The sequence below is a fragment of the Streptomyces sp. T028 genome, from assembly GCF_048159505.1.
Lineage (GTDB): Bacteria > Actinomycetota > Actinomycetes > Streptomycetales > Streptomycetaceae > Streptomyces.
Map to the genome: position 1 here is coordinate 1 of NZ_JBLRVZ010000044.1, position 26211 is coordinate 26211.

25 protein-coding genes and 7 pseudogenes are annotated in these 26211 nt (G+C 70.2%); 12 read left to right on the forward strand and 20 right to left on the reverse strand.

What is annotated here, in order from left to right:
- Nucleotides 1–293: 293 nt before the first annotated feature.
- The 4 genes and pseudogenes from ACLZN2_RS36640 to ACLZN2_RS36655 all read right to left on the reverse strand — a co-directional run.
- Nucleotides 294–1061, reverse strand: a complete 768-nt coding sequence (locus ACLZN2_RS36640; RefSeq protein ID WP_416983865.1) for an IS110 family transposase — start codon at nt 1059–1061, stop codon at nt 294–296.
- Nucleotides 1058–1315 carry a hypothetical protein gene (locus ACLZN2_RS36645; protein ID WP_416983867.1) on the reverse strand — a complete coding sequence of 86 codons (258 nt, stop codon included), beginning with the start codon at nt 1313–1315 and terminating at the stop codon, nt 1058–1060. The genes ACLZN2_RS36640 and ACLZN2_RS36645 overlap by 4 nt, the downstream gene beginning before the upstream one ends.
- Nucleotides 1316–1393: 78 nt before the next feature.
- The gene (locus ACLZN2_RS36650) at nt 1394–1588 is read right to left on the reverse strand and encodes a hypothetical protein (protein ID WP_416983869.1); all 195 of its coding nucleotides are present in this window, start codon (nt 1586–1588) and stop codon (nt 1394–1396) included.
- Nucleotides 1589–1703: 115 nt separating this feature from the next.
- A pseudogene (locus ACLZN2_RS36655) lies at nt 1704–1984 on the reverse strand (transposase); the annotation flags it as partial.
- Between the two features lie 47 nt (nt 1985–2031).
- On the opposite strand from ACLZN2_RS36655, the pseudogene ACLZN2_RS36660 reads away from it, so the two are divergent.
- From ACLZN2_RS36660 to ACLZN2_RS36670, 3 genes and pseudogenes are all read left to right on the forward strand, one after another.
- Nucleotides 2032–2750 (forward strand): annotated as a pseudogene (locus ACLZN2_RS36660) (IS5 family transposase); the annotation flags it as partial.
- 941 nt (nt 2751–3691) lie between these two features.
- Nucleotides 3692–3853: a hypothetical protein gene (locus ACLZN2_RS36665; RefSeq protein ID WP_416983871.1), complete on the forward strand. Its 162-nt coding sequence runs from the start codon at nt 3692–3694 to the stop codon at nt 3851–3853.
- Between the two features lie 243 nt (nt 3854–4096).
- Complete coding sequence (locus ACLZN2_RS36670; protein WP_416983873.1) at nt 4097–4366, forward strand: hypothetical protein; 270 nt, start codon at nt 4097–4099, stop codon at nt 4364–4366.
- 306 nt (nt 4367–4672) lie between these two features.
- On the opposite strand, the gene ACLZN2_RS36675 is transcribed toward ACLZN2_RS36670, so the two are convergent.
- Both ACLZN2_RS36675 and ACLZN2_RS36680 read right to left on the reverse strand, forming a co-directional pair.
- On the reverse strand, nt 4673–5245 hold the full coding sequence (locus tag ACLZN2_RS36675) for a hypothetical protein (protein WP_416983875.1): 573 nt from the start codon (nt 5243–5245) through the stop codon (nt 4673–4675).
- A 71-nt stretch (nt 5246–5316) separates the two neighbouring features.
- Nucleotides 5317–5556 carry a hypothetical protein gene (locus ACLZN2_RS36680; protein ID WP_416983877.1) on the reverse strand — a complete coding sequence of 80 codons (240 nt, stop codon included), beginning with the start codon at nt 5554–5556 and terminating at the stop codon, nt 5317–5319.
- An 86-nt stretch (nt 5557–5642) separates the two neighbouring features.
- On the opposite strand from ACLZN2_RS36680, the pseudogene ACLZN2_RS36685 reads away from it, so the two are divergent.
- Nucleotides 5643–6533: pseudogene (locus ACLZN2_RS36685) on the forward strand (IS110 family transposase); the annotation flags it as partial.
- Between the two features lie 8 nt (nt 6534–6541).
- Here the strand turns inward: ACLZN2_RS36685 and ACLZN2_RS36690 are convergent.
- The 4 genes and pseudogenes from ACLZN2_RS36690 to ACLZN2_RS36705 all read right to left on the reverse strand — a co-directional run bounded on the left by ACLZN2_RS36690 (nt 6542) and on the right by ACLZN2_RS36705 (nt 7780).
- Entirely contained in the window at nt 6542–6958 is a 417-nt protein-coding gene (locus ACLZN2_RS36690; RefSeq protein WP_416983878.1) for a nuclear transport factor 2 family protein, read from the reverse strand.
- A 58-nt stretch (nt 6959–7016) separates the two neighbouring features.
- Nucleotides 7017–7094: a hypothetical protein gene (locus ACLZN2_RS36695; protein WP_416983937.1), complete on the reverse strand. Its 78-nt coding sequence runs from the start codon at nt 7092–7094 to the stop codon at nt 7017–7019.
- A gap of 97 nt (nt 7095–7191) precedes the next feature.
- A pseudogene (locus ACLZN2_RS36700) lies at nt 7192–7332 on the reverse strand (hypothetical protein); the annotation flags it as partial.
- Between the two features lie 16 nt (nt 7333–7348).
- Nucleotides 7349–7780, reverse strand: coding sequence for an Rrf2 family transcriptional regulator (locus ACLZN2_RS36705; RefSeq protein WP_416983880.1), 432 nt, complete (start codon nt 7778–7780; stop codon nt 7349–7351).
- A gap of 1384 nt (nt 7781–9164) precedes the next feature.
- Here ACLZN2_RS36705 and ACLZN2_RS36710 point away from each other — a divergent pair.
- Together ACLZN2_RS36710 and ACLZN2_RS36715 are read left to right on the forward strand one after the other, a co-directional pair.
- Nucleotides 9165–9506, forward strand: coding sequence for a hypothetical protein (locus tag ACLZN2_RS36710; RefSeq protein ID WP_416983944.1), 342 nt, complete (start codon nt 9165–9167; stop codon nt 9504–9506).
- Between the two features lie 262 nt (nt 9507–9768).
- Nucleotides 9769–10119, forward strand: a pseudogene (locus tag ACLZN2_RS36715) (transposase); the annotation flags it as partial.
- Here ACLZN2_RS36715 and ACLZN2_RS36720 read toward each other — a convergent pair.
- From ACLZN2_RS36720 to ACLZN2_RS36740, 5 genes are all read right to left on the reverse strand, one after another.
- Entirely contained in the window at nt 10079–10507 is a 429-nt protein-coding gene (locus tag ACLZN2_RS36720) for a hypothetical protein (RefSeq protein WP_416983945.1), read from the reverse strand. The pseudogene ACLZN2_RS36715 and the gene ACLZN2_RS36720 sit on opposite strands and share 41 nt — an antisense overlap.
- A gap of 72 nt (nt 10508–10579) precedes the next feature.
- Nucleotides 10580–10804 (reverse strand): ArsR/SmtB family transcription factor, encoded by a 225-nt coding sequence (locus tag ACLZN2_RS36725; protein WP_416983938.1) that lies wholly within the window; start codon nt 10802–10804, stop codon nt 10580–10582.
- 33 nt (nt 10805–10837) lie between these two features.
- Nucleotides 10838–11269 carry a hypothetical protein gene (locus ACLZN2_RS36730; RefSeq protein WP_416983881.1) on the reverse strand — a complete coding sequence of 144 codons (432 nt, stop codon included), beginning with the start codon at nt 11267–11269 and terminating at the stop codon, nt 10838–10840.
- Between the two features lie 535 nt (nt 11270–11804).
- Nucleotides 11805–12449, reverse strand: a complete 645-nt coding sequence (locus ACLZN2_RS36735) for a GNAT family N-acetyltransferase (protein ID WP_416983882.1) — start codon at nt 12447–12449, stop codon at nt 11805–11807.
- Between the two features lie 24 nt (nt 12450–12473).
- Nucleotides 12474–12851 carry a hypothetical protein gene (locus tag ACLZN2_RS36740; protein ID WP_416983884.1) on the reverse strand — a complete coding sequence of 126 codons (378 nt, stop codon included), beginning with the start codon at nt 12849–12851 and terminating at the stop codon, nt 12474–12476.
- Between the two features lie 734 nt (nt 12852–13585).
- On the opposite strand from ACLZN2_RS36740, the gene ACLZN2_RS36745 reads away from it, so the two are divergent.
- The 6 genes and pseudogenes from ACLZN2_RS36745 to ACLZN2_RS36770 all read left to right on the forward strand — a co-directional run bounded on the left by ACLZN2_RS36745 (nt 13586) and on the right by ACLZN2_RS36770 (nt 22734).
- Nucleotides 13586–14008 (forward strand): nuclear transport factor 2 family protein, encoded by a 423-nt coding sequence (locus ACLZN2_RS36745; protein ID WP_416983939.1) that lies wholly within the window; start codon nt 13586–13588, stop codon nt 14006–14008.
- Between the two features lie 87 nt (nt 14009–14095).
- Nucleotides 14096–14386: pseudogene (locus ACLZN2_RS36750) on the forward strand (hypothetical protein); the annotation flags it as partial.
- 330 nt (nt 14387–14716) lie between these two features.
- Nucleotides 14717–15217 (forward strand): GNAT family N-acetyltransferase, encoded by a 501-nt coding sequence (locus ACLZN2_RS36755; protein ID WP_416983885.1) that lies wholly within the window; start codon nt 14717–14719, stop codon nt 15215–15217.
- Nucleotides 15218–15700: 483 nt separating this feature from the next.
- Nucleotides 15701–16825, forward strand: a complete 1125-nt coding sequence (locus ACLZN2_RS36760) for a hypothetical protein (RefSeq protein WP_416983886.1) — start codon at nt 15701–15703, stop codon at nt 16823–16825.
- Nucleotides 16826–16956: 131 nt separating this feature from the next.
- A complete protein-coding gene (locus tag ACLZN2_RS36765; protein ID WP_416983887.1) occupies nt 16957–22146 on the forward strand; it encodes a hypothetical protein in 5190 nt (1729 codons plus the stop codon).
- 225 nt (nt 22147–22371) lie between these two features.
- On the forward strand, nt 22372–22734 hold the full coding sequence (locus tag ACLZN2_RS36770; protein ID WP_416983888.1) for a hypothetical protein: 363 nt from the start codon (nt 22372–22374) through the stop codon (nt 22732–22734).
- A gap of 268 nt (nt 22735–23002) precedes the next feature.
- Here the strand turns inward: ACLZN2_RS36770 and ACLZN2_RS36775 are convergent, their stop codons facing one another.
- The 5 genes and pseudogenes from ACLZN2_RS36775 to ACLZN2_RS36795 form a co-directional block, all read right to left on the reverse strand.
- Entirely contained in the window at nt 23003–23380 is a 378-nt protein-coding gene (locus tag ACLZN2_RS36775) for a fic family toxin-antitoxin system, toxin component (protein WP_416983889.1), read from the reverse strand.
- Nucleotides 23380–23619 (reverse strand): hypothetical protein, encoded by a 240-nt coding sequence (locus ACLZN2_RS36780; protein ID WP_416983891.1) that lies wholly within the window; start codon nt 23617–23619, stop codon nt 23380–23382. Before ACLZN2_RS36780 ends, ACLZN2_RS36775 begins: the two co-directional genes overlap by 1 nt.
- A gap of 122 nt (nt 23620–23741) precedes the next feature.
- A pseudogene (locus tag ACLZN2_RS36785) lies at nt 23742–23894 on the reverse strand (EamA family transporter); the annotation flags it as partial.
- Nucleotides 23879–25744: a caspase, EACC1-associated type gene (locus ACLZN2_RS36790; protein ID WP_416983893.1), complete on the reverse strand. Its 1866-nt coding sequence runs from the start codon at nt 25742–25744 to the stop codon at nt 23879–23881. The gene ACLZN2_RS36790 and the pseudogene ACLZN2_RS36785, both read right to left, overlap by 16 nt.
- Nucleotides 25741–26142, reverse strand: coding sequence for an effector-associated constant component EACC1 (locus tag ACLZN2_RS36795; RefSeq protein ID WP_416983895.1), 402 nt, complete (start codon nt 26140–26142; stop codon nt 25741–25743). The genes ACLZN2_RS36790 and ACLZN2_RS36795 overlap by 4 nt, the downstream gene beginning before the upstream one ends.
- Between the last annotated feature and the right edge of the window lie 69 nt (nt 26143–26211).

Here is a 26211-nt window from a genome sequence, read left to right on the forward strand (position 1 = left end):
GAGTACGAGGAAGCCTTCTGGCGAAGCCAGGAGCAAACCCCGCAGTCCGCCTGAAACAAGATCACCGGACTCTACGAAACTCGGGGCAGCTCAGTATGCGGTTGTGGGTGTCGCTGTTATCCAGCCCGCGATGCGGGAGGGCAGGGCCGTACTCGGCTGCCGGTCATTCCTTCGCGACGCTGGGCCGCATGGAGCGATACGACGTGGGGCAGGCGGGGCCAATCAAATCCACGGCCGCGCCGTTGAGGGGGCCGGACAATTGCCCGGCCACGCGCCTGCCGCCACCGAGCTGCTCACGCCGCCTGGCGGGCCAGGGCGCGGATGTGTCCGTCGCGCAGCCCGTAGTAGACCAACGTGAGCAGTTTGCGGGCCGCGGCGACCTTCGCGATGTTCCTGCCGCGGCGGGCCTCGATCCGTGCCCGGTCTTCGGCGATCTTGGGTGTGGTGGCGCGTTGGATGGCCTCCACGACGGCCCAGCGCACGAGCTTGCTGCCCTGCTTGGTGACGTGCCCGCGGCGCACGACGGTGTCGGATTCGTAGGGGCGCGGGGTCAGCCCGGCCCAGGAGCACAACCGGTCGGCGGAGGGGAACCGATGCACGTCGCCGATCTCGGCGACCAGCACGGCGGCCAGAACCGGTCCGATGCCGGGCAGCCGCCGGATGGCCTCACAGCCGGTGTGGCCGCGAAGCCGCTCGGCGATCCGGGTGTTGAAGACGGCTTCCTCGGCGTCGAGGATGTCGATCAGCTTCAGTAGAGAGTCCACGCGCTGGGCGTAGGCACCGGACAGCGTGGTCTGCCCCAACTGGCGGCGGCCGTCGGTCCCGAACAGGTCGGAGACGGCGATAAGGACCCCGGCCTTCGCGAGCACCGCGTGCACCTGGGCCTTCAGTCCGCTGCGCAGGGCCACCAGTTTGGCCCGGTAGCGGACCAGTTCGCGCAACTCCCGCTGGTCGGGCGGGGCGATCCAGGACTCCGGAAGACGCCCCATGCGCAGCAGGCCGGCGAGGTCCGAGGCGTCCTTGATGTCGTCCTTGACGCGCCGGTAGGCGAAGCCCTTCACGCCCAACGGGTGGGCCAGGTGGACCTCGGCCCGGCCGCCTGAAGCACGTCAACTGCCCAGTACCAGCCGTAGGTAGCCTCCACGACCACGTCCGGGCAGCTGCCGGCCTGCTCGATCTGCAGGCCCAGCGCGACCGGGTCGTTGGCGATACGCACCGCGCTCAGCTGCGTGCAGTCCGCGGTCTGACGCACGATCACGGAGCGCCTGCGATGCAGGTCGATGCCGACGTACTGATGTCCGTCGTACTCGCTCATCTGGGGGCCTCCTTCGCCATGACGAACGTGAACACCGGGTATGTACCCGGCCCCCGCGGGGGCGGAGGCCCCGCCCCTTCAGCGCATCAATTCCTGTGGATCGGTAATGCGCTTCAGCCTTCCTCGGGCTTTTGACCCTTGGCTTCGAGGAGGCGGCGGAGACGTCGGATCTCGGGCGATCAGGCGGGGAATGTCCTGGCGGGCGTTGGCGATGAAGTTGGCGTTCTCGTCCCAGCGTTCGTCCGCGACGTCGACGGCACAGATCTTGAGCATTGCTCGCATCGGCTCAGCCGTCACTCAATCAGTGCCACTCTGAAAGTGCTCATTGACTGACGTGCAAGATGCGTCCTGTCCCCGAAGCTGAACCGCTTTCCCCTGTGAGGTGCGGTTATCCGGCGAGCGCGAGGTTGTGCAGGCGGGCGATGCCGAGCATGGCGTGGTGAACACCGTCACCTTTCAGGCGGCAGTCGCGCAGGATCTTCCAGCCGTTCATCCGGGCCAAAGACGTGCTCGACACGGGCACGGACCTTGCGGGTGAGAGGCGTTGTGTTCCTCTTTCCAGGCCGGGAGTTCGGCCTGGCCGGGCTCGCGGCGGTGCGGGATGACCAGGCCCGTTCCCCGGTAGCCGCCGTCAGCGATGACGGTGGTCCTGCCGACAGCGTCCTTAGAACTCCTAACGAAATGATCTTCGAGGTGGTTGGATCACTCCGGGACTGATGATCCGGGGGTGCGGGGTGGCGCGGCCGAAGCCGTGGGAAGTCGATGACGAGCTGTGGGCGGTGATTGAGCCGCTGCTGCCGAAGGTGGAGCGTCGGGCCCGGCATCCCGGGCGCAAGCGGCATCCGGACCGGCTGGTGTTCCAGGGCATCCTGTTCGTGCTGCACACCGGGATCGCCTGGGAACACCTTCCGCAGGAACTCGGCTTCGGCTCGGGCATGACCTGCTGGCGCCGCCTGGCCGAGTGGACCGAAGCAGGTGTGTGGCCACGGCTGCACGAGGTCCTCCTCGCCAAGCTCCGCGGCGCGAACGCCCTGGACTTCTCCCGGGCGGCGGTCGACGGCTCCCACATCCGCGCGTTAAAGGGGGAGCCAAGACCGGACGAAGCCCTGTCGACCGGGGCAGAACCGGCAGCAAGCATCACCTGATCACCGACGTCACCGGCATCCCGCTCGCCGCCACCCTGACCGGCGGCAACCGCAACGACGTCACCCAGCTGATCCCGCTCCTCCAGGCCGTGCCACCAGTGCGGGGCAAGCGCGGCCGGCCCCGGCGCCGACCGGACGTAGTGCTGGGCGACCGTGGCTACGATCACGACAATTACCGCCGCCTGGTCCGGGACCTCGGCGTGAAGCCGCTGATCGCCCGGCGCGGTACCGAGCACGGCTCCGGGCTCGGCACCCAACGCTGGGTCGTGGAGCGCGCGTTCGCCCATCTGCAGCCAGCCACCGGCAAGCCCCATCGAACTTGGCCATCGCCTGGGCACGCCGAGTTCGTCGAGCCGGGTCAGTTTGGTGTGTCGGAAGCGGTGGGTGTTGCTCAGCCCGACGGGCTTGCCCTTGCTGTCGGTGATCTTCACGAGCTTGCTGAACTCGCGGAGCATCCAGTTGCAGGTGCCCAACGGGTAGGGCTTGTCGCCCTGGCGGTTGCCGGTCCGCTGCAGGAACAGGTGACGCGGGGTGACGCCGGGGAAGTGATCGCGGACCCACTGCCGTTGTTCTTCGATGACGGCGACGACCTCGGCGTCGACGAGGATGTTGTCCGGCGCGATATCGATCTTGCTCTGTGCGTAGTGGAAGCGGTCGATCTGTTCGCCCTCGGCGGCGTCGACGGCCCGGTCGGGGACCGGGGAGAGGCAGTCGAAGGGCAGGTGCGGATCTCGCTGGACCGCCGTCCGGTGAGGATCTGCAGCAGGATCATGCGCATGGCCTGCGGGTCGTCGAAGCCGCGGGCGGCGGCCTGCTGCCCGTCGCCGCAGGTGACCAGCATCTGTTCGTCGCGCCCAAGGCCGAGCAGGGGCAGGGCGGCGGGGATCTGGGCGAGCACGTGGTCGTCGGCGTAGTGCTCGTCGTTGAGCTCCCGCTGGTGTGGGATGCGGGAGACCTGGCGGAACCAGCCGGCCCCGTGTGTGTCGTGACGCGGGACCACGGATTGGGCCCGAGAACCTGGCGGGCCTCGGCGGGGTTGGCGGCGACGAATGCGAAGAGTTCGGCGACGGCCCGCAGGTCGTCGTTGATCTGACGAGCGGAGACAGGGCAGTTGGCGATCCGTTGTTCGTTCTGGCGAAGGAGCCGGTTGGCGGGGTCGGCGCCCCAGGGGCGGAAGGCGGCGGCCAGCTGGACCGCGTGGGCGGGATCGCCCAGGACGTCGAGCGGGTCGGTGAAAGTCTCAAGCCACCGGTCGAAGCGGACGAAGCACCGCATCCTCTCCTGGCTCACCGTCGACCAGCGCAGGGTCCCGGCCTCCAGCTGGGTTCCCAGGCACCACTTCACGGCCTCCCGCAGCCACGGCTGGCCGATCTTCGAGGGCGAACAGCCGTAGTGGGCCTGGGGCTCGTGCTCGGCCGGCGGGATCCGCGGGTCGCAACGGGGATGCCACTCGTCCAGGGACCACCAGGGGCCGCCTGTGCAGCGGGCCAGCAGGGCCAGACGGGAGAAGCGGAAGATCACCCGTAGCCGGCGACGCTGCCGTGCGGCGGAAGCCGGCCCCAGCGGGTGGCATGGAACCACCGCTGCAAGGCGGCCGCCGTCTCCCAGTCCATGCCCGGATCGAGGTCGGGAAGGGGTGGTTGTCGCGGATCGCGCGGCGCAGGATGTTCGAGAACTGGTTGGTGCCCAGCACCGACGGCCGGGTCCCGTCCAGGGCCTGCCAGTGCGCCATCCAGGACAGTTCGGCGGCGACCAGATCGGGCAGACCGGCAAGGTCGATGCGGCGGTCGCCGTTCTCGGTGATCCGGTCCCAGTCGTCGATGCCATCACCGGTCCCTTCCAGGGCTCGGGCAGCTCCGGCCAGAGCCGCCAGAACGGATCCTCGTCGCCGGCTGCGTTCAGATGACGCTGTTCACCGGCCATCGTCGACCTGTCAGGCGGAGATGTACGACTTCCAGTTCGCTGCGGCCCCAGGGCCTCGTCCTCGCGGACCCAGCCATAGAGGTCGAGCGTGGTCTGCACGTGTGCGTGACCGAGTCGGCGGGAGACCACCCAGTCCGGCGTCCCGGCCAGCAGCAGCGCGGTCGCGTGGCTGAGGCGGAACCAGTGCGGCGTCCAGCAGGCGGGGCCGATACTCTACCTGCGCAGGGTGGACACCTTGTCCCGCACCGTGCCCTCGCGTAGGGCGGCCAGCAGCGGCGGCGCTCCAGGTTCACCAGCAACGACGGCCGGTATCGATCCCGATGCCGACCTCGGTGGCCCGGCAGGCGAGTTGGGTGAGGTACTCGGCGAACAGTCGCTCCAGATCGCAGCCGACATAGACCCGCCGAGGGCGCATCATCTTCACCCTGGCCCCGTTCGTGTTGTCCTCTCGCGGCACGATCTCGACATAGGGAGTGCCGCCTCGGCCCATGACGAAGTCGCAGATCCGCAGGCCGAGGGCCTCACCCAGCCGCATCCCGGTCTCCGCGAGCAGCGCGAACAGCAGCCGGTCACGCAGGTTGCCCGCCCACTCGCCGACCGTGGCGTCCGGCATCGCGCAGCCGTCCAGGATCGCCTGGATCTCGGAGGGAAGAAGCAGTGGCGGGCGCCCCCGATGCCGCTGGCGCCGGACCCTGACCAGCGAGGACGGGGCGGGCGCGGTGCGGGCGTCCAGATGCGCGAGCAGGCCCCGCGCCGGGGCCCGGCGCGGTGTCCCGCGCATGAGCCGGCCCGCGACCGGCACCGAGAAGACCGCCTCCTGCCAACGGTAGAAGGAGATCAACGCGGCCAGTCTCGCCTCCAACGTCCCGGCCTCCGGGGCCTGCTCGAGCTCGACCAGGGCGTGCTCGACGGTGCGGCCGTTGCGCAGCCAGGTCAGGAACCCCGCGACCGCCGGGGCCCCGCGACCGCCCCACCTCCCGTCTCGTCACGCTGTTCGAGGAACGTCCACCACTGGGCCAGCGAGGTCGCATAGCCGCGGACCGTGTTCGGCGACCACAGCTGCCGATGGGCCTCCAACCAAATCTCGACCGGAGCGACGGTCCTGTACTTCTCGTCGATCACGGTCCACGTCCGCTGCCCGTTCGCGGGCCGGACCGCCAAGCTGTGTGCCACTGATGCCGTGCCGTCTCGTTGAAGAACTCCCGTTGACAGCAATGCATCAACGACACAGAACGCTCACGGTGACGCTCGTTGCAGACAGAGAAGATGCCAAGGACGCCACCGTCATCGCGGACCAGGCCCGCATGCGTCGCGACCTGGCCGTCCTGCAGCCGGACGACGAACGCGCCATCGAACTGCGGGTCCTCACCAGTCGGCGAGCCGATCTGAGCGCGGACCGCACGCGACGAATCAACCGCCTGCGCGGTCAACTCACCACGATCTTCCCGGCGTTGGAGCGGGCTCTGGACCTGGGCAACGTCGGCCCGCTGATCCTGCTGACCGGATACCAGACCCCGGCCGCCCTGCGCCGCACCGGCCGCAAACGGCTCGTGACGTGGCTGCGCAACCGTCAGGTGCGCGGGGCCGAAGACCTCGCCGCGGCCACTCTGGAGGCGGCCGAGCGCCAGCACACCGCCCTCCCCGGTGAGAAGATCATCGCTCAGATGATCCACGCCCAGGTGATGGACCTCAACGGGCAGATCGCAGAGATTGACAAGCTCATTGAGGCCCGGTTTCGCGAGCACGAACTCGCCGAGCTGATCTCCAGCATGCCGGGCATCGGCCCGCTGTTGGGCGCCGAGTTCCTGGCCGCCACGGCCGGTGACATGAGCCGGTACGGCAGCGCCGACCACCTGGCCAGCTTCGCCGGAGTCGCCCCCGTTCCGCGCGACTCCGGCAACATCAGCGGCAACCTGCACCGGCCCCGGCGCTACCACCGCGGCCTCCAACGCGTCTTCTACACCTCCGCGCTGATCAGCATCCGCAGCTGCGAGGCGTCCCGTCGCTTCTACGCACGCAAGCGCGCAGAAGGAAAGCGGCACACCCAGGCGGTGCTCGCGCCGGCCCGCCGACGAGTGCACGTCCTGTGGGTCCTCATCCGTGACGGACGGTGCTTCCAACGTGAACTCCCGGTCACAGCGGCGGCTTGACAACATCATTAGGAGGTGCTGAACGCCTGGTCGACGCTCAGCGTGTCCTCGTAGAGGTGCATGCGGACGATCTCGCCGTCTTCGACCACCAGGTGCATGGCCGACGGGGTGGTGAACTCCTTGCCGGTGACCGCGACGGTGTGCGTGAAGACCCCGAGCAGCATCACGTCACCGCCGTCGACGATGATCCGCTCCAGCACGACCTTGCTCTTGCCGGGTACGAAGTGCGGCCACATCGTGGTGAAGTACGGCGCGACGTCCTCCCGCTTCGTACGGCGGCCGGTCCAGGGCAGTTCGTCGTTTCCGGGGACGTACCAGTCGATGTCAGCCGCGAACAGTTCCTGGATGCCGTCCTGGTCCTGCCTGCCGAGGCGCTCCACGAACTGCTCGGCCACTGCCCGTGAGGTCTGGGTATCTGTTGTCATGGTGCTTGTCCTTGTCTCTCGTACGTGTGGGGTGGGTGTGTGCCGCATGCGCCTCACGTCACCTCTGGAGCCGGGTGGCGCCGCCGCCAACGAGCAGTTCCGCACCGGTGGTGAAGGAGCTGTGGTCTGCGGCCAGGCAGAGGGCGGTGGCAGCGACCTCGCCGGGACGACCGGCGCGGCCAAGCGGGGTCGGTGCGGCCGGTCAGGCAGACCGTCGCTCCTTCGATGGCGAACCTGCGCGCGATGGCCGGACCGATGCCGGCAGAGGCACCGGTCACCAGGGCGGTCCTGCCGTCCAACTGTTCCTTGGGGTTCTCCGAATCCTCGAGGTAACCATTTTGGTTACATTGACGCCCGCGGAAACGAGCCACCACCGGGGCCAGGGGTGGGCTAGGCCGTTTTGAGTATGTCCCGCAGGACGTCCTCCAGTGTGGTCCTCGCCAACTCCCGGCGGAGGACAGCCTCGATCTCGTCGTAAACGGAGGCCAACGCCGGTCCTATGCCGTGGCCCACGACGCATTCGGGGTCAGGCGTCGAGCGGTGCAGAGCGAAAACCGGCCCGGCGGCGACCGCCTCATGGACGTCGAGCAGGGTGATCGCCGCCAGGTCCCGGGAGAGCATCCAGCCTGCCCCTGTACCTCGCCGCGAGTCAGCGAGGCCGGCCTTGCGCAGCTCGGCCAGGAGGCGACGGATCACCACCGGATTGGTGTTGACGCTCGTCGCGATCTGCTCGGAGGTGGCGACCTCGTGACCGCGACGCTGATACAGCCCTATCCACGTGAGGACATGCGCTGCGATGGTCAGCCTGCTGTTGGCGCTCACCTCGGACCTCACCTCCCTCGACCCTTCAACCTCGTCGTAACTGTAGTCGTTACAACGGCGTGCAGCAAATCTCTGCAGGGCGAACCCGAGCCGAGCGCCTGGACGCGCACGCGAATCCGCTCACAGGGCGGAGCCGAGGAGGGCGGAGCCGCGTACTGCGAGCCGGCCGGGAACAGGTCGCGCAACCGCGGGCGGTCGCTGTGCAGGTCGCACAGCTCCACGACCCATTCCGCCCAGCCCGGCATTGAGCAGCGTTCCCGGCGTCCTGGCCGGCGGCGGTGAAGCGGCCGAGCACTGCCCCGCCGGGCCGGGCGATGGTCACCACCGCGGCAGCCGGCCCCGGCGCGACACGTGGGGGGAGAACTCGCTGAGGGCGCGCAGGGCGCACGCGAGAGCCCGACCGCGGCGGCTGCATCGCCTGTCTGCGCGGTGCCGACGCTGTCCGTGCTGGTCCAACGGCCGTACTGCTCAGCGGGCACGACAGGGTCCTCGGGCGAAGTGTCTCTGCGGCCGAGGACCCGATGACCACCGCCAGGGGAATACCGCAGCTTCCGAACAACGGCGCTTCGCCAGCGGCACGCGGACACGGCGACGCCACCGCGGTCGGCTTCACCGGCAGTTCCCGGCATCCCAAGGCGCTCGCCGTGCGGCTGCCCGGCAAGCACGCCGCGCTGTCCCAGCAGCTGACCACGGCGCTCGCCCCCACCATCGGTCCACGCCTGCTCCCTAGGCCGGTCGCGCGTTCACGAAGGCCGACGACTCCTCCACACCCGCCGCCGGTGATGTGGTGGTGGAGGCCGTGGCGGGCACGCCCCGGCACGCCGTCGTCACCGTGGTCCGGCTGCGCTGACCGGTGACCAAGTGGACCGGCAGCCGGGAAACTCCGAGCGGGTGGAAAGAGGCACTCGGCAGAATCCGGCGTGCGGGAACAGCACAGCAGACATCGCGGCAGCACCTCGTATCCCAGGTCCTGCTCAAAGAGCTCACGATGCCCGACCCGAAGGGCAGCAGCCGGCAGTTGCTCCCGTCCGACCCGCACAACCCCGCACGCGTGCACCAGCGGATGCCCACCAGCCGATGCGGCTGGGCCGAGAACTCCGTCGCCGTCTACTCCCCCTCCGCTGAAGCACTGTGGTGCGACGTGGACAGGTGCGTGCCTGCAGCCTTCGCCGCCGTGCACGCCGGCACTCCCGTTCGCCGACCCGCTTCACGTGGCAGCTGCGCCTCGAGGCACTGCGCGAGACGGGCCTGTATCTGTCCGGCCCGGCTTCCCCAGGCGCCTTCGCCGAACGCCTCATCGAACGTCCCCGGTCATGCGCGACCACGAGAGCGGCGAGATCTTCCGGACCAGCATCGAGGACACCTTCCACAAAATGCGGGCGCCATGGCGTCGACGCGGCGGCTGGAGGTGATCACGCCCGAGACAGGCCAGTTCCTGATCGGCGACAACCCGGCCCTGACCCTGTCCGTGGAGGGAAGCCGCACCCTGTACGGCACGGCGTTCGGTGACGCCCGGACCCTCGTACCTCCCACCGACCCACGGCACATGCTGTCCTCGGGCCCCGAGGCCGTCCTGCTCACCGTCCCCCAGTCCTTCGCCGACCGCCTCAACACCGTGCGGTCCACGCCGCCCACCGCTATGTCTACATGCACAACCGAGAGCGGCCTGGAGCCGTTCGTGGAACGGGCCGCGCAGCGACGACCGGCCGGGGGCCGTACCACCTGACAGGCGATCGTCGTTGCTGTACCTCTGCGAGAACCCGCGGCAACGCGTCGGCCGGCGCATCCGAGCCGACAGGCTGATTCAAGTCCAGGTAGCAGCGCAGTCGTACGCCAGGCTCGCCCCGCGTCCCGGGTCGTGTGGTCCGCTGTCGCCGTCGCCCACCCGTCGGCGAGCAACTGCCGGAAAGCCATGGCGGTGGCGTCGTCCGCGGCCGCGACGTCGACCAGGAGCTGTCCGGGCGATCATATGACTGCCCCGTGCCCAGGTGATCGACAAAATCTTGCACCGGGTGCGGACCGGCGTGCAGTGGCGGGGTCTTCCCGAGAAGTACGGCCCCTGGAAGACCGTCCGTGAACGCCACCGCCTGTGGTCGGCCGACGGCATGCGTCTGCTGCAGCAGGTCCAGGCCTCGGCCGACGCCGCGGGCGGGAGCGGCTGGGACGTCTCGGTCGACTCCACCATCGTGCGGACCCATCGGCACGCGGCCGGTGCCCGGACCGAACCGCCGCCGGCGCCCGCCTCAAAGGGGGGCCGGAACGCAGAACACCAGGGCGAAACACCGTGGCAGAGCCTGCTCACCCGGCTGGTGGAGGTGGTCCGGTGCCCGCGTCCGCTACGACGAGAGCTGTCTGCCCGATGCGCGGCCGGCTCCAACCCAGTTTGTCGGCGGCCACCATCCGCTCTGCACCGAGAAGCAGCTCCAGCACGGCGCCACTGGCTGACGAGGTGAGCCAGGGTTCGTGATCCACGCCGTACCGCCCATCCGCGGCAAACACGGACGATCCCGTCAGCGCCCCGACGTCCTCTACGCCGACCGCGGTCACGACCACACCGTCTACCGCCGCCAGGTCCGTGAGCTGGGCATCCGCACGCTCATCAACCGGCGCGGCACCGGGCACGGAAGCGGCCCGGGCAAGCACCGCCGGGTCGTCGAAGCGGCCTTCGCACTTCTGCGCCGGTTGCGCCGACTGCGTATCCGCCGGGAAATCCGCGCCGACATCCACCAGGCATTCCTCACCCCCGGCCGCGCAATCATCTGCTGGCGGCACCTCAGAAAACAGTGCTGATCCGAGCCCTCAGCCCGAACCGGCGACCAGCGCCTCGCCGAGCGGGGTGCGCCGGTAGAGCACCGACCGTCCGGACCGGGCGCGGACGAGCAGCCCCGCGCCCCGCAGGATGGCGAGGTGGTCTCCCACCGCGCCGGGTGCCATGGCGAGGCTTCGGGCGAGGTGGCTGGTACTGGCCGGGGCGTCCAACGCCAACAGCAGCCGGGCTCGGGCCCGGCCGACCAGAGGGGCCAGCGCGTCCGGTTGGGGGACGGTCGCCTGTTCGCCCTACAGGGCGGCGGTGCCGCGAGCACGATAGACCAAGGTCCTGGGCCAGGGGTCTTCCAGGTGGGCGGCGATATTCCCGACGAAGACCGAAGGAATCAGCAGGAGCCCGTCGCCGGCGAGCCGGACGCTTCCGACTGGGGGGAAGAAGCCGATCTCGATACCGCCGGCGCGCCAGTCGATGCTCGGGTGCAGGCTCTCGATGGTCCTGGCCCATCCGTGTTCGCCGATCACACCCACCCGGTGCACGACATCGCGCTCACAGATCGCGCGCAGTTGCGGCCAGTCCGCGGCGAGCAGCTCGTGCCACGCCTGGTCCATCGCCTCGGCGATCCTGGAGACGGCGTCCGGCGAGTCCAGCACCGCGCGTACGCGGGGATCACGGGCGGACGGGCCGGTCGCGGTGGCGGCGAATTCGTGGCGGGCCGCTTCCAACCTCGGTGTCGTGGCGCTGGTCGCCCTCACCACAGCGGTGTTCGGCGGCGCGTCGAGTCGGCTGGTCGCGCAGTGGCTCAAGGGCGACGCCTATGTACTGGGCCGTTCACTGAACAACATCGCCTCCTCTGGCGCGCAGTTGTTCGGTCTGGCGCTGGGAGGCGCGGTCGTCGCGGTACTCGGCCCGTACCGGGCGCTCGCGGTCAGCGCCGCCCTCTACCTCGGCTGCGCGCTCGCTGTCCGCATCCGGCTGCCCCGGCTGGAGCCGGGAGAGTTAGGCGGCACACCCGGCAGCGCTCGGGGCGATGGCGGGGCCGTCCGGGCAAGCCTGCACGGTGCCCGCCTGCTGCTGCGCGGACACACGGTACGACGACTGATGCTGGCCCAGTGGCTGCCGCCCGCGTTCGTAGCGGGCGCGGAAGGTCTGATCGTCGCCTACACGGGAGGACGCCACTTCGCGCCCGGCTGGTACGCGGTGCTGATGGGCTGTCTGCCCGTCGGCATGCTTGCCGGTGACCTGCTGGTGGGTCGACTGCTACGGCCACCCACCAGGGAGCGACTGGTCGTCCCGTTGACCGCGCTGACGGGACTGCCGCTGGTCGGCTTCGCCACCGAGCCCGCAGTGGGCGTCTCGTCCTGTCTGCTGCTGCTCTGCGGCTTCGGATTGGCCTACGGAACGTGACCAATTGCGCAGGACGCCCTCGAAGCGGGCGCCGGCGGCCTCGATCGCCACGCGGGACCTGCTGTTGCGGGCGTCGGACTTCAGGTCGACGCGGGCGACCTTCCAGGTCTCGAAGGCGTGCCGGAAGAGCATGAGCTTGGCTTCGGCGTTGATGCCCATCCCCTGGGCCGATGCCGCGAGCCAGGTGAACCCGACCTCCACGGCGGACAACTGGTCCTCCCCGACCCACATCCGGGGATCCCAGTAGGCGGTGGCTCCCACGACCCGCCCTGTCTTCACCGACACCTGCGCATAGGGAGCGAGGCGTCCCGCCGCCGCCCGCTGGAGCTGTGCGTCGATGTACGACTCGGCCTCCGACGCGGTGGGCACCCATGTGAAGTTGTACGAGTCCCGGTTCTCCTCCGCGGCCCCGGCGAGACCCTCCACATGATGTCGGCCGAGCGGCTCCAGTCGTACCAGAGAGCCTTCCAGCAAGGGTCCTTCGAGCTGAAACACCATCAACTGCTCCGTGATTGCGCTGTGTTACTCGCGCTGTCCTGATTTGATCACGGTGAGAAGGCCGACGGGAGTTCCCACCGGAGTTTCGATCAAGGCCATGCGCACCGGCCGTCCGCCGACGGAGGTGGTGATCGGCTCCGCGCGGAGTTTCGCCCCGGCGGTGACCGCCTTGGCGCAGTCTGTGTCGATGGCGGTGCTGAAGACACCCATGGACGGGAAACCGGCATCGTTCATGGCGTGGCCGGGGGCCGGCTCCCCATGGGCCGGCACGATCAGGAGCCGGCAGCGGGTCTCGGGAACGGGCGAGGGTACGGTCCCCCATGCGGCTTCCCGGGCACGGCTCTCCCACCGCAGCCCGGCGAACCGCGACCAGAACTCCGTCTCCGCCGGAAGGTCAGCCACCGAGCACAGGACGCCCGCGAGGCCGCCCTGCAGTGATCCCGCGTCGCCCCCCCTCGCCGTCGGCTGCGGGTACAGCGACACACACGGCGTCGCTCACCATGCCGGCAGCGGAGAGGAGTTCACCGATGCGCTGCCGGCCGGTCACCTTCCGTGCCTGTGCCGGCGGCGCGGAGCGAAACACGCCCGTGTAGGCGTTGCGCACTCCCGAGTGCCGTCGGTGGTGCACTATTTCGAGCCGTATCCCGGACGGGCCCGCCATCACGGCCAGGGGCAGCGCGTGGGGGGATTCCTCGATGTTCTCGAAGGACGCCGGAAGCGCCGCCTCGTCGTGGAAGAGTGGCTCGAACCCCCATTCCGCGCCTGCCGCCAGGCCGTCGTCCAACTCGGCCTGGACGGAGCAAGGTGCACCGGCCCTCCGGAGCCGCTCCGATCGCCCCGCTCGCCGCGCTGGTGAGGTGGGTCGAGGCGGGCGAGGCCCCCGAACGCCCTGCCGGCCGGGAAGGGGCGCATCACCCGGCCCCATGCCGCCGGCGCGCCGTTGCCCGTTACACCGGCCACGGCAGCACCGACGACGCCGCGAACCTTCGCTGCGCACCGACACAGGAAGGAGTAATTCTCAGGTAAAGAGTACTGACCTGTATCCGCATGTCGGCGTCCAGCGCGACGGCCGATAATGATCGTTAGCTGACTGTTCGTATTTCTTGGGGGGTCTTGTGAGTCTGAGTCCGCGCGAGGTGTTTCTCCGGCTTGTTCATGGGGTCGCCGACGGGAACTTGAGCGAGTTGCCTGACCTGTATGGCGAGGTCACCGATGTCCGGCATCCGATGGCGACGCCGGAGTCCGAGCCGTTGACGAGTCGGCGTGCGCTCCGGGAGCACTTCACGGTGCCCCCGGAAGTTCGGGAGTCCTTGCCGAAGAGGAGTGTCGTCGATGTCGTCGTTCACGAGACCGCCGATCCTGAAGTGATCGTCGCCGAGTTCGCCTACGAGTTCACGTTGCCGGACGACTCCATGGCCAAGGTGCCCTGTGTCTTCGTCATGCGTGTGCGGGACGGTCAGATCATCGAGTCGCGCGACTACATCGACCCGATCCGTACGTACACGGCACGCGGGGACCTTGACCGCCTCATCGCGTCGTTGCGCAAGGGCGTTTCCTAACCTCGCGCTTTCACGAGAAGAAGCGCATCAGATCCTATCCGCATGTCCGCGTCGAGGGCGGCGGTCGCGACACAGGCCCCGTCGCGCTTCTCCTTCGTTCTGAGCCTGTACTTCGGCTCGCACGGCAACTGGACACCCTCACCGCCGGCTACCGGCTGCTCATGGTCACCTCGATGTCCGTCCTGGTGGGCATCCCGGCCGGATGCCTGATGCACCGGGTCTCTGCACACTTGCTGATCAGGAGCGGCCTGCTCAGCGCGGATGGGCGCGGTGATCACGCCGATGACCGCCACCGCGGTCGCCTCGGTCCCACACCACCTCGCGGGCATGGCGTCCTCCGGCAACAACGCCTTGCGCCAGGTCGGCGGCGCACCGGGGCGTGTTTCGAAAGTCCCGCCTGCCCGGCCTACGGGCAGCGGACGACCCTCCTTTCGAAACTCGTTCTTTCGAAACCCGCGCCGGGCTTCGCGCCACCGGTACCAGGTCGTGACATGGCCAGGACAGTCGCGCCCACTCGCACGCTGGGTCCGCGTCATCTCCGCGATCATGCTGGGAGCCGACAGGTTCGTACTCCAGGCCGGCAGCGGCTCAGGCCGCACGGGCCAATCCACGTCGTCGGACTCGGACCAGGGCTGGACCGGGGCGTCTATCGAAGGTGGATCAAGGTGCTCGTGAGGGTCCTGACATACGGCATGTCATGCTCGCGGCATGACTGATCAACGTGAGGTTGTCATCGTCCGCCGGCCAGGTCAGGACCCTTCCGATCAGGGCGGACTGGCCGCGCTGCTGGCGGCCTACCATCTGCAGACGCAGGCGGAGAAGGGCGAGGCCGTCGAGGATGCGGCCCAGTTGCCGGACCGCTACCGGGCAGAGGTCCTGGACCCGCGAGCCGCGTTCGCCGACGACGTCGTGCTGGTGGCGTTGAGCGGGGACACCGTCGTCGGCTGCCTGGTGGTGACCGCTCCCGTCGGCGGGCGGTGCGAGGTCAAGAGGCTCTGGACGGCTCCGGCATTCCGGGGCCAGGGTATCGCGTCCGGCCTGGTCAGCGCCGCGCTTGCGCATGCTGTGGACGGCGGCGTCAGCACCGTGCGGCTGTCGGTGTGGCGGTGGCGGGCAGGCGCCATCGCCCTGTATGAGCGGCTCGGCTTCACCGTCACCGAGTCGTGGGACGAGCGGGATCAACTGGTCTGTATGGAGCGCGCCGTGTGAGTGGTCACAGTCAGGCGTTGGCGACCGCGAGAAGGACGGTCTCCTCGTAGCAGACTGCGAGTTGTTCGTCTCGTGGCCACAGCCCGGTTGGCAGACGTGCCGGACACACACCCGCCAGCTCTGACGTCGGGCCCGTCCCGGTCGACGCCCAGCCCAGCCCCGAGGTCTGGCCGACTCGTCCTTCTCGCAGGGAGGCTGTGGCCTCCGGGGCGAAGGGATCCGCACGGTTGCCGCCTCCTCCGCCGCCGTGTCACGGGTTCGGTACGCGTGTGGACGTCCCTTGTCGTCGGTACGACCCGTCGGCGTACGGCCTGGGCTCAAGGGGTATCCAGAGCAAGGCGCGGGGGCGCGGCATCAGAGCGAAGGGGGCGTGGGATGGCTGCTTCGTGTGGGTCGACCATGTGCGGGGGCACAGGCGGTTCGACCGAACAGGGCCGAGCGATGGCGGGGGTGGCGCGGACGCGCGGCCCGGAGCACCTCAGGATGCCGGCGGCCCGTGTCCGTGGCGCCGACGTGGTGGGCTGGGCGGGTGCGCCGCGGCAGGCGGTGGCGGGGCTGCGCGAGGACCTCGACATCGCGGGGCACACCTTCCCGCTGACCACCCGGGCCGTCAAGGCCCGCGCCGAACTGACGCGTTGGCGGGTCGCGGATCGCCGGCCCGGTCGGGTCCTGGTCACGACGGAGGAACTGGTCGGATTCCGGCTCGCCGCCCGGTGGCCCGACTCCGACGCGGTGCTCGACACCCGTTCGCCGACTGCGGACCAGCGCGGCTGGAACGGTGACGCGTTGGATGCGGTGACCGAACCGCGCACTGTCCTCGCCGTGCTCGCCGGCCCGGGTACGGCCCCCGGTTCCGTAGCCCCTTTCGTCGGTGCGACGAGGTGCGGTGGCCCCGCGGCGCGGCAGGTGTCCCCCATCTGCCGTCGGCTGGAACAGCTCCCGGAGGCAGGTGGAAGGGACCTGGCCAACGTCGACTGTCAGGGGGACCTGCCGGCCGACGGCTACGCCGCGGATCCGAGCCGCGCCCCGTCCGCCCGTCGGCAGACCGGACAGCTGTGTGTCCGCCTGGCCGACATCCGGATGTGCACGGGCGACTCGGCCGCCGCATCGATCGAGTACCGCGTCCTCATTCCGGCGACCACGCGACTGAAGGACGCCCCCTTATGTCTCCTTCCTGCTTATGTCTCCTTCCTGAAGCGGCCCCGCCGACCGGCCGCCGTCCTCCTCGCGGCCGGTCGGTCCGGCGAAGTGGCCGAGACACCGCGCACGGCGCCCGACGCGATGGCCGGAGGCGGCTCTGACAACGCCGACGCCGCCGCTGCCTGGCCCGGCCTCGCCTTCATTTTCCGGGTAGGTACGGACATATCGCCCCACCTCGCGCTCTGTTCGCCGGTGTACGCGGAGTGCCCCGTGGGCGAGTTCGGTGCGGCAGTAGCTCATCTGGCGGAGCCATACGCCCGTCGGCGCGCGAGTTCGGGCGAAAAGGCCCGCGACACCTGCGCCGTGGCCGGAGTGCCGGCCGAGTGGCGCGGCAGGCGTGCCGGTACGACCCGCCTCGAGCGACGTGCGGGACGCGACGGACAGGTGGGGCAGGGGGGCTGTCGATGAGCCCTCAGGACTGGACGACTGACCCCCGCGATGACGCCAACACCCCCGGTGGCGGCGGTCGTTGCCACTTCAGCGGCGGCCCTGACAGCGTTGACCTCCCCGGGCAGTCCGGGTCTTTGGCCGAGCCGGGCGTGGATGACGGCCTCCACACGCTGTTCGACGACCAGGTCGCGGCATCGCTGCGTGTCCACTGGGCCGAGCAGGGCGTCACCGTACGCGCCCAGGCCGAGCCGTGGCGACGCTCCGGCCACAGCGGTGCCCGGCTCGGCCTCGTCGTGTTGGGCCATCCGCACGGACCGGACGAGCGGGTCGTCGTCAAGCTGCTGCCCGCCGGGCAGGACACCCATGAGGCCGGGCGGCACGACCAAGCCGTCTCCGAGGCGCCGGAGTTCGCCGACGCGTACTTGGTCAGGCAGGCATATCCGCCGCACGATCTGCCCGACGGCCGCCGGGTGATGTACCAGAAGCTGCCGCCCGCCACCGACGAGGTGATGCCCCTGGGCGCCGCACTCAACGGCGAACTGGCCTCACCTTGCGGTCAGTTGGTCACGTCTCTCTTCGAGACCTGGAACGCCGGGCGGAGCCTGGTCTCCACCACCGTCGGGGAGTTCGTGGCGAGGGAGTTACGTGCGGCTCTGCAACCGGGGCGCTCGGCCCGCGCTTGGGCACAGGCGATCCTCATGGCCGACGCGGAGGTCGGCCGGTGGATCCGGGAGGAGGACGACCCGGGTGTGGTCCTGCCGAACCCGGTCCGGATCACCGAGCCGGGCCATCCGATCGGCGCGCTCAGGTTCGACAGTTTCGTCGGCCGCGCCCACGGCGACCTGCACCTGGAGAACGTCCTGGTCGAATGCCGCGACGGCCGGCCCGTGCCCGGTCGGCACTGGCTGATCGACCTGGCCCACTACGAGGAAGGCGTCCCGCTGAGCCGTGACGTCGCCGCGTTGGTGCTGGCCCTGGTGGGCCGACGCGTCGCCGACCTGCCGGATGTCGCGTCGGACGAGGCACATGCCCTCATGGGCGCCGTGATCGACCCCGGGAGCACAGCGGGCCCCGGGACCGGGGCCGGCGTGGTCGACGCGATAAGGGCCGTGGACGAGGCATGCCGGGCCGCCCTGCCGGGCGACCGGGAGGTGTGGCGCGCCCAATACTTGTGGTCCGTGGTGGCTGAGGCCCTGGTGCGCACCTCGTACGAGGAGAGTGGGGAGCAGGTCCGGTGGTGGTACTCCCGGCTCGCCGCGCACGCCGCGGGTACCGCCCTCGACGAGATTCGACGGCGCATCCCGGCGGACACGTTCCGGTCTGTTGACAAGGCGGGTGGGGCGATCCCCCTCGTGGGGCCCCGCACGGCGACGGCTCGCCGGGCGCCGCGCCGCGTGCTGCGCACCCTGGACGAGGTGGTGACGGCCGTACGCGGGCGGTTCCTGCTCCCGGAGGAGCTTCCGTTCTTCAGAAAGGCGCCGACCCGCACCCCGGACGTGCTGGTCCCACCGGCGCAGGGCAGCCAACTGCCGCGCGGGGTCGCCCTGTTGGGTGCGCCGGGTGCGGGCAGGTCCCGGTGGTGTCTGGAGGTGGCGGCGCGGTCGGAGGCGGCCGGTTCCCCGGTCCGCTTCCTGGGCGGGATCGACGGCGGCTCGGCCGAGCCGCTGCCGCTGTCCACCGAGGAAGTCGTCGCGGAGTTGACCGCCGTGCTCGACGACACGCCCGTTGCCCGTACGGCGCTGCTCGTCATCGACGGTCTCGATCGTTTCCCCGGGCTCGACCTGCCCGGGCTGCACGACGCCCTCCTTGAACTGGCCTACCGGGGCAAGCCAGTGGCCGTACTCGCCACCTCCCGGCACGGCGCGCACTGGAAGTCGCAGCTGGCCCGGGGAGCCGCCACGTTGCTGCCGGTCGAGGAGCACCTGCCGACCGATCCGTCGTACCGGCGTCCGCTGCTGCGCTCGGTGCTGCGTAAGGCGGCGCCGGAGACGTTGGCGGTTCACCGTGTGAGCGCTGTCCTGGCCGCCCTGGGCAATGACCCGGAGGCGCCCCTGGCGCCGGGTGTCGCCGTGATGTGGTCCGGAGTCCTGGAACACGCCACGGGGGCCGCCGGGGCGACGCCGACCGAGGACGCGTCCACCGCTCGGGCGGACTCCTGCGGAAGCGGAGCGGACGACGGCTCTGCGCTCTTGGCCGCATCGCTGCCCGAGGCCGTGCGCCGGTCGCTCCAGGGTGTGCGGAGCGATCCCGAGACGGCCGGCCGGCTCGTCCTGCTGCCCGTGGCGGCCGTGCTCGCCGCGGCCCCGCTGCCGTACGACCGTCTCGTCGCCGTCGCCGACGCCGCCCTGTCCGGGACGGCCAGGGCACTGAACCGGCCCGCGCCCTGCTCCGGCGTGGAAGTGGTCCGGTGTCTGCGCGAGACGCGCCTGCTGCATCTCGACCCCACCGCCGTCGGTCACTCCCGTACATGCGTGGTGTCCCACCCCCTCGCCTGCGACACTTTCCTGGAGTACGCCACCACCTGCGGCGCCGAGGGCCCCGGACTCGACCTCGTCCTGGGCGCGGCGGCGCGAGACGTGGGGGCGTTCGCCAACGCGGCCGCCTCGATCACCCGTTGGTATCCGGTCGCGTCCGGGGAGGACCGCCGGCGGTTCGACCAGCAGGCCGGGCTCTGGCTGCACGAGCATGCCGCGACACTGGGCCGGACCGTGGCCACGGCGGACCCCGGCGGGGCGAGCGTCCTGGAGTTCCTCCTTTTCACCCGCCCGTGGCACAAGCTCACGTACGCCTACTGGAGCCCCCTGGCGGACCCTTGGTTCCAGCGTCCCGTGGCCTCGCGCGTCGACCCGCTGCTGCTGGCCCGCGCACTCTACGAGGACCGCAACGACGACCGCAGGAAGATCATCGCTCTGGCTTTCGGATGGCTGGAACGCCATGCGCGTGAGCCGATCGCCGCCCAGGTCCTGCGGTGGTTGCTGCGCCGGCACGAGACCCGTGACACCGTCCGGGACCGCGCTCTCCGCCTGGCGGACGAGTTCCTGGACGCCAACCCGGGCGTGCGGCCCAACCACGTGCTCGCCGCCGCCCTGGTCCAGCAGGGCGCGGACCGAGAGCGTACCGGCCCGCTCGCCGAACGGGCCCTGGCGCAACTGCGCGAGACGCCCGGGGCCGAAGCCAACGCACCGCTGCTGGCCGCCTTGCTCTCCCGGCGCGACATCGAGGAGCGGGTCCGGGACGAGGCACTGGAGATGGCGCAGGCGCACGTGGCGCACAATCCTCTCGCCCTCACCTCGAGCGAGGTGCTGAAGTGGCTACTGCTGCGCACCGAGTTGTCGGCCGACGGCCATCGCGCGGCCGTGAGCGCGACGGACGCCTGGCTCGCGGTGAACGCCACGCACCTCTGCGCCTCCCACGTTCTGTCCGGTGTCCTCCTGGACCGGCGCGGTACCGAGTCCCGCCGCCGGACGGCCGCCGCGCTCACGGTGGACTGGCTGGAGCACAACTGGCAGCGGAGACCGGCCATCTGGGCACTGACCGACCTCATGGAGGCCCAGGAGCAGTTCAAGAAGGACCGCGGCGCCGGGCAGTCGCTGATCCCCGACGACCTGAGGCCCCGCCTTGCCACGGTGACGGTTCCATGGCTCCGGCGGTGGGCACGGGAGGCTGTCACTCCGAACACCGCGGCCCGGGTCCTGCGCCTGACCCACCGGACCGCCGTCGGCCCCGACCTGGCCCGTGCCCTGCTCGCCTGGGCGAAGGAGCACTCCCGGTGGTACAAGGCGTTCCCCGTTCTGATCGCCGTGCTCGACATCTCGGGCCCGGGACTCCCCCTGGGTGCGGAGGCCGTGCGGCCCGCCTTGGGATGGCTGCACACCCACCACGAAGGGGACGACGCCACCGGTGTGCTCCAGAAGCTGCTCCAGTTGGCGGACCTCAGGGGTGACGAGGCGTGCGAGGCCTACACCTACGCACTGACCTGGCTGGACAGTCATCGTGACCGGCACCCGACCGACACGCACGTCGCCCGTTGGCTGCTGTTGGCGTTCAAACGACAAACCCCGACCCCCGAGCAACTGGCGAGAGCGGTCGACCATGTCGTCGCCCTGCTGGACCGCCTGGAGAGGGCTCACCGCCCCCCGCGTGACTCCTTGAACGTCCACCTGCCGATGCTGCGGGCGGCCCTGGAACTGCAGCCGGACCCCGAGCGGACGGAGCGTCTGCTCACTCATGCGAGGCGGCTGCTGCGGCTTCAGGACCTGAGCGGTCAGCGGGGCATGCTCCTGCAGTCGCTGCTCGGCCCGCGGGATCTCCCGCCGGACTTCGTCACCGTGGTGGTCGACGACGCGCTCCGCTGGCTGGACGCTTTGGTGGGGACGGAGCAGGCCGGCTTCGCCCTCAAGGGACTTGTCCGACGCAGGGAGGTCGCCGCCGGATCCGCGGAACACACGCGCATGTGCGCTGCCGCGCGCGTCTGGCTCACCGGGCACCCCGAGCATCCCGAGGCGGGCAGTCTGGCCGGCATGCTGCTCGACCGGGACGACATCGATGACCCGACGAGACAGGCGGCCGTGGAGGCCGGCACGAAGTGGCTTCTGTCCAGCGAACCCACCATCACCAAGTCCGCTCCCCTCCTCGCCCGGCTCCTGCCGCTGACGCCTCCGGACGACGACCGGGCCGTCCGTTTCGCGCTGGACGTGCTGGAGAAGAACCCTCCGTGGCGGCGGGCGATGCTGATCCTGGGCGGTCTGCTCCGCTGCAAGGAGCTGAGCGAATGGAGCGACCCGGTCCGGCAGAAGGCCCTGTCGCTCGTCGCCGACCACCGGTTCGACTGGGAGTCGGGTCTTGTCCTGCAGCGCCTGTTCGAACGTGACGACCTCGGAGCGGAGCAGCAGCGGGAAGCGATGGAACACGCCCGCGACTGGTGGAGACACCACCATCAGTTGGCCTCCGCCCCGTACCTCGCCGAGGCGATGTTCGCGCATCTCGGGCATCCGCCATGGCAGGACGGAAAGCGCGACTGGACGAGCCGGATGGTGAACGACCTGGTGCACTGGCTCGGTGCGGAGCCCGGCGGAATCCCGAACGAGCGGCGTGGCTCCCTGCCCACCGCCGTCCGCCTGGTCAAGGACAACCCCAGACTGAGCGCCATGCAGAAGGCGGAGATCGCCAAACGGGTCGACCACTGGCTGACCGCCCGTCCCGGGGACGCCGATGCGCGGGAGTTGGCCGGGTGGGTCGTAGCCCTCGTCGACGAGGGCAACCGCGCCGACCCCTTCGGCGACGGGATCGCCGTCGACCCGGACGTCCTCGTCCGTCTCCGGGCGGTGGCAAACGGCTGACCGTTGCGGCCTTGTTGTGCCGGATACCGGCGGCCATCGCCAGGAATCGTCCAGCCCGGCTGCCGTCCGTGTACCCCCGTCGGGGGACAGCCGTCCTCGGCTCCCGCTCGCCCCGGACCGCAGGCGCCCTGCGTGATGTACGTGGTCGGTTACGTGCTTTCTCCGATGGCTCCCGGAAATACGGCTGGGAGACTGGCCCGGAACGGTGTCCGAGAAGGGCGCGCGGTGTCTCGGGAGCCTTCGACGCAGGTTGGGTATGCGGACGACTGGTGGCTGCTGCTGTTCGCCCCGGCGATTCTGTGGTTGCCGTTCGGCCCCTTCATCATGGGCACGCTCGGGATCTGGTGCGCCCGCAGACCTGGCCGGTGGCCGCGGCGGTGGTCGGTGCTGCTGCCGCTGGAGCCGGTGGGGGTTCCGCTCATCGCGTTGCTTTTGCGGGAACCCGACCTGAGCGATCCGGTCTGGAGGGACGACTTCCTGGGCACGTTCTACGTCCTCGTCCTGGGCGACACTGTGCTTCCCTGGGTGCTCGGCTACGGCATCACACGTGTGACGCGAGCCCTGCGCGCTCGCCGAAGCCAGGAATGAGGCGACGCGGGGAGAGGAACCGCTCGTCGGTCACGCGGTCGGTGGCTTTCCCGAGGACGCCGACCACCCCGACGACGAATCCTGGGCCGAGGAACTGCGGCACCACGGCCGAGCGGTCCTACACCCTCAACGTCCGCGGTGTCCCCCCTGCCGGTGCGTCGCGCGATCTTCATGAGCGGGCCGGCGACGGGTGAGCGGCCGGCCGGGTGGCGGCTGCGCACTGGCCCAGAGGGCGCCGATGCACCGTTGCCGGGTCGTGCTCATGGTCTCAGGTGGCTTGTGGCCAGGCGTGCAGGAGAGTGGAGATCCTGGCGGCGGTGCAGGTGGGGTCCCGGAGGAGATCGCGCAGGGCGACGGCGTCCTCCCGGGTGGGCTTGACGGGGATGCCCGACGCTTCCAGGTACATCACTCCGGTCGCGGCGGCCACCGCCATGTTGGAGCGCTCCAGCCAGCGGCAGCGGCCGAGGACGTGGATCAGCGCCGCCGCCCGGGCGTAGGGGCCGTCGTAGACGGGCTGGTCCAGAAGTTCGGCCCGGTGGCAGGCTACGGCGGCCACCGGGACGCCGTAGTCGTCCGGAGCGGGATCTCCCGCACCGGCGAGCTCGGCGACCTGCAGAATCCACGGGACATCGATGTACAGATCCATCAGGCGGCGTGCGTCCCCGGCGAGTGCCGCTCAGCGTCCTCGGCGTCGTCGAAGACGCTCTGGTGCTCGTCGAGGAACCGCCGCGCGGCATCCAGCCCCCGCTGCCGCAGCCTGCTGGTGTCCTCGCGCACCAGGGCCCCGATGTAATCGCCCAGGCTCATACCGCGGTCCTTCGCACGGGCCTTCGCCAGTTCCACGATCTCGTCGTCGACCCGCGCACCCAGTTGTGTCTTCGCCATTCCCTGACGGTAACACTTGTTACCACACTCCGTCCCCCCTCTGCGGCCATCGCGGCCTCTTCTCTCACGGGGGATCGCTTACGGAGGGCGCTTGCACGGGACCCTCGTCGGATACCGGGTGGGGTAGCGGGGTTGAGCAACCCGATCAGCCCCACTGTCCCTGCGGGCAGGTGCCGCGGCCCGGTGAACCAGGCGGCGAAGGCCAGCGCGGTGGCAGCAGGAGCCGGGTGAGCCGGCCGGCGGATCGGCGCGACAAGCCCTATCGGGGGACCGTCCAGAACCGGATCGTCCTGTCGGCGCCCCCGCTGGCGAGGATCCCGCCGTCGGTGGTGAAGGCGAGGGAGTGGATCGCGTCCGTGTGTCCGGTCAGGGCATCGCCGAGCGGTGTCGGCCTGGTGGGGTCGGTCATGTCCCAGAGGCGGATTTTCCTGTCGGCGCCCGCGCTGGCGAGGATCTTGCCGTCGGCGGTGAAACAGAGGCAGTGGATCGCGTCCGTGTGGCCGGTCAGGGGCGCGCCGATCCGTGCCGGGTGCGCGACGTCGGTCACGTTCCACAGGCGGATGGTCCGGTCACCTCCGGCGCTGGCGAGCCGTTTGCCGTCGGGGCTGAACGCCACGCTGTGCACACGGTTACCGTGCCCGCGGAGGGGTTCACCCACTGTGGCCGGCGGGGTGGCCACGTTCCACAGCAGAATCGAGTTGTCGGCGCTGCCGGTGGCCATGAGGCTCGGATCCTGGCTGAAGGCCACGGAGAGGACGGCGTCCGTGTGGCCGGTGCCAGGACGGCCCATCGGTGTCGGCTTCGCGGGGTCCGAGACGTTCCAGAGGCGGAGGGTCCGGTCCGCGCTGCCGCTGGCCAGAATGGTGCTGTCGGGGTTGAAGGCGACGGAGAAGACGGCGTCCGTGTGCCCCGTCAGGCGGGCCGTCAGCGTCGGTTCGGCGGGCTCGGCCGTGTTCCAGATCCGGACCTCGTTGTCGTTGCCTCCACCGGCCAGCAGACCGCCCTCGGGGCTGAACGCCACCGAGTCGACGTTGTCCGTGGGGGCGGTGAGGGACGCGAGCGGTGCCGGCTTCGCCAGGTCGGTCACCTTCCAGAGCCGGATGGTTCTGTCGCTGCTGCCACTGGCCAGGATGCGTCCGCCGGGACGGAACGCCACCGACTGGACGGAGCCCGTGTGACGCGCGACGGGCTGTCCCGAAGGAGGGGTGGCCGTCACCTTCATGGCGGGTGATCCACTGGAGGACGGCCCGGCGGCCCCCGACGCGTCATGGCCGAATCCGTCCTGGAGCGCCCATCCCGCGGCGGTTGCGGCGCCGAGGGACACGCCGGTGGCCGCCGCGATCAGGAACCGGCGACGTTTCCACAGGAGTGGGGGTACCACGGCGACGGGCGGTGCCGCGGTGGAAGGCGGGCCCTTCGTCAGGCTCATGCCGCCTGCCGTGTTCATCACCCGGCACTGGGGCAGGGGAAGCGATCGTCTGAGGAGGTTGCGGTGCACCTTGAGGAACACCTCGTCGAGGGTGAGGGGCTCCGGGTCGCCCAGCGCCACGAGCAGCGCGGCGGTGAAGGCCGTGTGGGTCTCACCCGATGGAGCCATCGAGGGCTTGTTCGACGGCGATGAGCTGAGGATGTAGGTGCCGGCGATGTCGATCTGCCCGCTGATCAACCCCGCTTCGTCCGCCATCGCGCCGGTCGCACGGCCGGAGAAGCAGCAGTCCAGTACCAGCACCCGGACCGTCGCCCGACTGTCGACCATCGCCTCGCGCACCACGTCGAAAGGGAGCGCGGTCACGCTCGGCCGGGCCGGGTCACTGCCGGACACGGCCAGATGGAACCTGCCCTGCGCGTCGACGAGCCCGTGGCCGGCGTAGTAGACGAGGAGCAAGTCCGTCGCCTCACTCGCCACTTCGGCTACGGGGATGCCGAAGTCGGTCGGTACTCGGGGTTCGCCCACCACCTTGCAGTGCTCGGCCCTCACCGTCCCACTGACCGGATCCGTCAGGATCGCCCTCAGATCCGCCAGGTTCGCCCGCACCGCCGGGATCCCGGGCAGCTCGCGGTGGTCGTACCGGCTCACACCGATCAGGACGGCCCGCGAACGAGCCGGATCCGGGAACCGGGTCACTCCGGTGTTCCCTCTCCGTCCCCGCCCGTCCGGCCGTCCTCCAGGAGTCGCTCGACGACCTCCAGCAGTACGGGAACGTCGACGCGCTTGCCGTCCACCTCGACGGTGCGGCCGCTGTCGTTGGTGACGGTGATCCGCACGTCGGAACGGCGATTCGGGAACCAGGTGGCCAAAGCTCCGATCAGCGCGCCGACCACCGCGCCCGCGCCGCCGGGGCCGATGGCCACCACCAGGGCGTCCAGTGCCCCGCCCATCTCTCCCTGGGCGATCGGGGCGTGTTCGGGGCGCACCCGACCGCGCAGCGCGTCCTCGTGGCGCAGCCAGTCGAAGAGGGATCTCAGCTCGTCGGCCCCATGGTCGGTACGGATGCGCAACTGTTGGGATGTCACCGATGTCACCAGCTCATCATCCTCGCCCGGAACGGGAAATGGGGGAAATCTCAGTGTTCTGCCCGCACCGCTGCGGAC

Excerpts from the sequence above, each read along its gene's own strand:
- ACLZN2_RS36645 (WP_416983867.1), bottom strand. The coding sequence starts at position 1,315 with ATGAGCGAGTACGACGGACATCAGTACGTCGGCATCGACCTGCATCGC.
- ACLZN2_RS36650 (WP_416983869.1), bottom strand. The coding sequence starts at position 1,588 with ATGCTCAAGATCTGTGCCGTCGACGTCGCGGACGAACGCTGGGACGAG.
- ACLZN2_RS36690 (WP_416983878.1), bottom strand. The coding sequence starts at position 6,958 with ATGACAACAGATACCCAGACCTCACGGGCAGTGGCCGAGCAGTTCGTG.
- ACLZN2_RS36710 (WP_416983944.1), top strand. The coding sequence starts at position 9,165 with ATGGCGTCGACGCGGCGGCTGGAGGTGATCACGCCCGAGACAGGCCAG.
- ACLZN2_RS36735 (WP_416983882.1), bottom strand. The coding sequence starts at position 12,449 with ATGGTGTTTCAGCTCGAAGGACCCTTGCTGGAAGGCTCTCTGGTACGA.
- ACLZN2_RS36755 (WP_416983885.1), top strand. The coding sequence starts at position 14,717 with ATGACTGATCAACGTGAGGTTGTCATCGTCCGCCGGCCAGGTCAGGAC.
- ACLZN2_RS36760 (WP_416983886.1), top strand. The coding sequence starts at position 15,701 with ATGCCGGCGGCCCGTGTCCGTGGCGCCGACGTGGTGGGCTGGGCGGGT.
- ACLZN2_RS36775 (WP_416983889.1), bottom strand. The coding sequence starts at position 23,380 with ATGGATCTGTACATCGATGTCCCGTGGATTCTGCAGGTCGCCGAGCTC.
- ACLZN2_RS36780 (WP_416983891.1), bottom strand. The coding sequence starts at position 23,619 with ATGGCGAAGACACAACTGGGTGCGCGGGTCGACGACGAGATCGTGGAA.